Annotated in this window: 7 protein-coding genes; all 7 read right to left on the reverse strand. The window is 49.2% G+C overall.

What is annotated here, in order from left to right:
• A partial coding sequence (locus FE392_RS16310; RefSeq protein WP_319931268.1) for a terminase large subunit domain-containing protein occupies positions 1–793 on the reverse strand: 793 nt, incomplete at its 3' end.
• Positions 790–1,143 (reverse strand): phage terminase small subunit P27 family, encoded by a 354-nt coding sequence (locus FE392_RS16315; RefSeq protein WP_319931269.1) that lies wholly within the window; start codon positions 1,141–1,143, stop codon positions 790–792. The genes FE392_RS16310 and FE392_RS16315, both read right to left, overlap by 4 nt.
• A gap of 126 nt (positions 1,144–1,269) precedes the next feature.
• Positions 1,270–1,704: an HNH endonuclease gene (locus FE392_RS16320; protein WP_319931270.1), complete on the reverse strand. Its 435-nt coding sequence runs from the start codon at positions 1,702–1,704 to the stop codon at positions 1,270–1,272.
• On the reverse strand, positions 1,704–2,006 hold the full coding sequence (locus tag FE392_RS16325; RefSeq protein WP_319931271.1) for a head-tail connector protein: 303 nt from the start codon (positions 2,004–2,006) through the stop codon (positions 1,704–1,706). Before FE392_RS16325 ends, FE392_RS16320 begins: the two co-directional genes overlap by 1 nt.
• Positions 1,999–2,337, reverse strand: coding sequence for a phage head closure protein (locus FE392_RS16330; protein ID WP_319931272.1), 339 nt, complete (start codon positions 2,335–2,337; stop codon positions 1,999–2,001). Before FE392_RS16330 ends, FE392_RS16325 begins: the two co-directional genes overlap by 8 nt.
• Positions 2,334–3,551 carry a phage portal protein gene (locus FE392_RS16335; protein WP_319931273.1) on the reverse strand — a complete coding sequence of 406 codons (1,218 nt, stop codon included), beginning with the start codon at positions 3,549–3,551 and terminating at the stop codon, positions 2,334–2,336. The genes FE392_RS16330 and FE392_RS16335 overlap by 4 nt, the downstream gene beginning before the upstream one ends.
• Positions 3,552–3,553: 2 nt before the next feature.
• Positions 3,554–3,940, reverse strand: a 387-nt coding sequence (locus FE392_RS16340) for an HK97 family phage prohead protease (RefSeq protein WP_319931274.1), incomplete at its 5' end; no start/stop codon positions are given.

Below are 3,940 nucleotides of genomic sequence, written 5' to 3' on the forward strand. Positions count from 1 at the left end.
CGTCGTCCAGTTCATAAATCAAAGCAAACAGGGATTCATTTTGTTCTTCGCCATCCAATATCTGACAGCAATAATCATAGTGCTGCTTACAGGCTGAAATAACATTACTGCCTGCCGTAGTAATGGCAAACAGAATGCCTTCGGGACGTGCGCCCATTCCTAATTCAAGGGCAGAGTAAACAGTATTATCAGGGTGTAAATGATATTCATCGACAATCGCCAGACTGGGATTAGTTCCTTCAATCGTGGCGGCTTTAGCGGCTAGCGGTTTTAACAGGCTATTAGTTTTTGGATAGGTAACTTTGTGTTGCTGAATAGTCACCCGCTTTTTCAATGGCTTTGATAACAGACTCATCTGGCGGGCATCATCAAACACGATACGAGCTTGATCACGACTCACGGCGGCAGTGTAAATATCCTGCTGCCCCTGCTCCATCACCAAGAACCAGTTTGCCAGTATCGCGGCAACGGTGGATTTGGCATTTTTGCGCGGCACCTGAATATAAGCACTGCGGTATTTTCGCCGTCCGGTTGCTTTCAATTTGAAGCCGAACAGATTCGCAAAGGCGAATTGCTGCCACGGTTCAAGCATGATAGGTTTACCGCGTAAATGGCCTTTGACATGCGGACAGACACGAGAAAAGGCAATAAAACGCGCCACCACCTCAGAATCAAACACGTAAAGCGGGTTATTTAGGTCGTTAAAGTAGCGTTTCACCGCCTGTTTTACCCGTTTACAGGCCGGAATTTTGCCGTTTTCGATATCAAATGCGTACTGTTCCCATGCGTTCATAGGCGATCCAGCTCGTCTTCTTCCTCGGTTTCCACCGGATTTTTACGCCGTGATACAGGGTCAAAACCCAGCAACGACGACATTTTTATCATGATTTTTTCGGCATCCGCTTTGGCACTCAATGACGGGTTTCGGCTCTCGCTGCCCTGACTGTTAATAATGCTAAAGCCCCTGATATCAAGGTCTGCCACCGCTTTTCGGTAAATGGCATAGTTCACGCAATACAGTTCTAAATTGTTCCAATCAGCGGCGTTCAGGTCTTCCCGCTCAGCTAAAATTTTACCTTTGGCCTTCCATTGGCTGGCGGCGATATCATTTAAATACGTAGGCGGTTTTGGCGCTCTTGCCATGATTTTTTTCCTTGTTGTTTTATTTTCAAAAAAACTGCCGTGCGTAAAAATTGAAGGAGGGGGCGGTTCCGCTGGGAAGGACATTTGTCATTTTTGATACCCCCACCCCGTTATTTCGTTTCGTTATTATTCTTTTGATAACCAGTCACGATACCTTGCCGCTTCGGTTTCCTGCTCCCGATAAGCACCCTGCTTGCGCTTCGCTTTGGTGATGGGATCGGTCTGTACGGTCTTGCGGTTATGGCAGGTCTGGCATAATGCTTGATGGTTGGATGCAGGCCAGAACAGCACATCAGTATCACCCTGTATTGGGATAATGTGATCCACAATGCTTGCAGGCGTGTAAATACCCTGTGGTAAGCAATGAACGCATAACGGATTAGCTTTCAGGTAGTGCAGCCGATAGCGTCCCCATTGATTACTGTAGCCGCGTTGGGTACGGGTGCCGCGTTGCTTATCCTGCTGGCGTCTGACTTCCCGTTGGTGTTGCTTGCATCGGCCTGATTTCACTCGTTCGCGGCAGTTCGGATAACTACAGCGTTTCAAAGGCTGCCACGGCATCAATAAACTCCCACATCACGATAGACTGACCACAGTGATTTAATGGTAAACGGGACTTCTTTTAGCTCAATATCGGTTGCCATTTCCCGATTTTCATACAGCAACCCGATATAAAGCAGACACCCCACTTTGATTGCTGGCGTGAAAACCAAGCCATTATCAAACCGCTTACCGATATGTTGCTGGCAGACTTCCAGTGCGGCTTCGGCGTAAGCCATTAATAACGCATCATCAAGGGCATCGCTTTCATCAATCCGGCAGTGTTGTTTGATTTCATTCAGAGGAATATCAATATTAGGCATATTTCACGCCCCCCTTGCAAAGCAGTTCCAGACGGGAGTGTTTCGGATCAGGAATAACGGCAACGATGCCAAAGGTCTTGCCGTGGGTGCTGGCACCTTGATAGACAATGCGGTTTGCTGTGGTGATATCATCACGGTAACGCAGCCAGATACGCACGGTGGCTTCGGATAACACGGCACCAGAAGCGACCAGTTCCCGCCCGCTAATTGCGATGACTTCCGCCCAAACGTCGGCAACATCTTCCCAGTTGTTAATCACCGACCCCATCGGCGAACGGCTTGATTCGTTTTTTTGAAGCGTGATCCGGTGTCTCAATCTGCCTGCTCTCATGCCTTGTTCTCCGTTTGTTTTTTCACTTCAACCGTTTGCTTCCATGCCTGACTGAATTCATCACCGCCCTCACGGGGTGATAATCCCTCGCGTTCTCGAGCTTCATTGGGTGACATCACACCGGATTTAATCGCCGTCTCATAGCTCTGGAAACGTTCTTTCGGATTGGCACGCAGTAAATCGGCAGTATCAAATTCGACTTGATAACGAATCCCTCGTATCGGCGAAGCCATCAGCAAGGCCGCTTTGATTTGTTGTTCAAAGTTGGCAAGCCACGGGCGCATGGTGATCGTTAGAAAGGCACGGGACGCTTCACTAAAGTTGCTGTAGGTGCTGTTCGAATACTCTTGCAGAAAGATCGGGCTGACATTGAACATCCGGGCGATATCGTCAATGGTGAAACGACGGGAAGCCAGCCATTCCGCATCTTGGTTACTCATTCCCAATTGCTGGTATTCCATCCCACCTTCAAGAATGGGTGTTTTCCCGGCATTACGGGCACCCTTGTAGCGTTCGAGGGCTTCCAGTGCTTTATTTCCTTTTACCCCATCCAGCCAATCAGCAGACTTAACCACTCCTGCCGCCATCATGCCGTCTTTCATGATGCTGGCGCCGTGGCGTTGTTGTGCCAGCCCCAAGCCCAGTGTTTCACGACAAATAGTGACGGGTGAACGTCCTAAAAATCCGTCTTCGGTGGCATAGCGAAGGTGTAGTACTTCTTCTTGTAGATAGGTTTTTACCTTACCGCTATACGGTTCCGTAATGGTATATGCGAACCGATGATCGGATAATCGTTGTGGTACAACCGCTGACGGCGGGTAAGGATGCAAAGATTGCGGCTGACCATCCCGCCCCCAAACAATCACCGCATACGCATTGCCATTCAGCAGGCAATGACGCATCAGGGTTCGCTTAAATTGGTACGGCGTTTGGCAGTCATTCGGGCACTCATTGAGCAAGTAATCCACGGGGTGATCACTCAACCATTCGCGGGATTCTTTGCTGTTCTGGTGTTGAACCCGATAGAGATAACAAGGCATGGAGGCCACTGCTTCACTAATGACGGTGACGGCATTCATCACAGCGGGTAAACCTTCCGCCGTGGACGGGGAAACATGCTCACCCGATTTGGTATTAGACATGCCTACCAGAGAAAAAAATTCATCCAGCGTCATGCTGCGAGTTTCAGGGGATTTGCGTGTAAAAGGCCACATGATTACACCTCAGACAGTTGCAGCCAGTAATGACGCAAATCCACAGGGCAGGGTTTAGCGGCATTCAGTGAACGCTTGGCAATCTCAACGCCACTTTCAGGATAGGCAGGTAAGCTGGTTATGGTGATTTCTCGTAATTCAGCCTCCAATACTGTTCTGATATAAGGTGTCTGACTGGTATCCCATTGATCTTTAATGGCACGAAAACCAAAGGACATGCCTTGTATATCCCCGCGCTCAACCAACGTCAGCACATCGTGCCCCAATTGGGTATCTGGCGGGGTTAGTTCGAAGCGCAATCCGGTGGCATCTTCGGCAAGCTGCAACGTGCCAGACGTAGTACGGCCTAACAGGTTCATCGGGTCATGCTCGTACAACGCCCTGATATC

It is taken from the genome of Xenorhabdus santafensis (genome assembly GCF_033949405.1).
In the GTDB taxonomy this organism is placed as follows: Bacteria; Pseudomonadota; Gammaproteobacteria; order Enterobacterales; family Enterobacteriaceae; genus Xenorhabdus; species Xenorhabdus santafensis.

Coding starts and splice junctions, on each gene's coding strand:
- FE392_RS16315 (WP_319931269.1), bottom strand. CDS start 1,143: ATGGCAAGAGCGCCAAAACCGCCTACGTATTTAAATGATATCGCCGCC.
- FE392_RS16320 (WP_319931270.1), bottom strand. CDS start 1,704: ATGCCGTGGCAGCCTTTGAAACGCTGTAGTTATCCGAACTGCCGCGAA.
- FE392_RS16325 (WP_319931271.1), bottom strand. CDS start 2,006: ATGCCTAATATTGATATTCCTCTGAATGAAATCAAACAACACTGCCGG.
- FE392_RS16330 (WP_319931272.1), bottom strand. CDS start 2,337: ATGAGAGCAGGCAGATTGAGACACCGGATCACGCTTCAAAAAAACGAA.
- FE392_RS16335 (WP_319931273.1), bottom strand. CDS start 3,551: ATGTGGCCTTTTACACGCAAATCCCCTGAAACTCGCAGCATGACGCTG.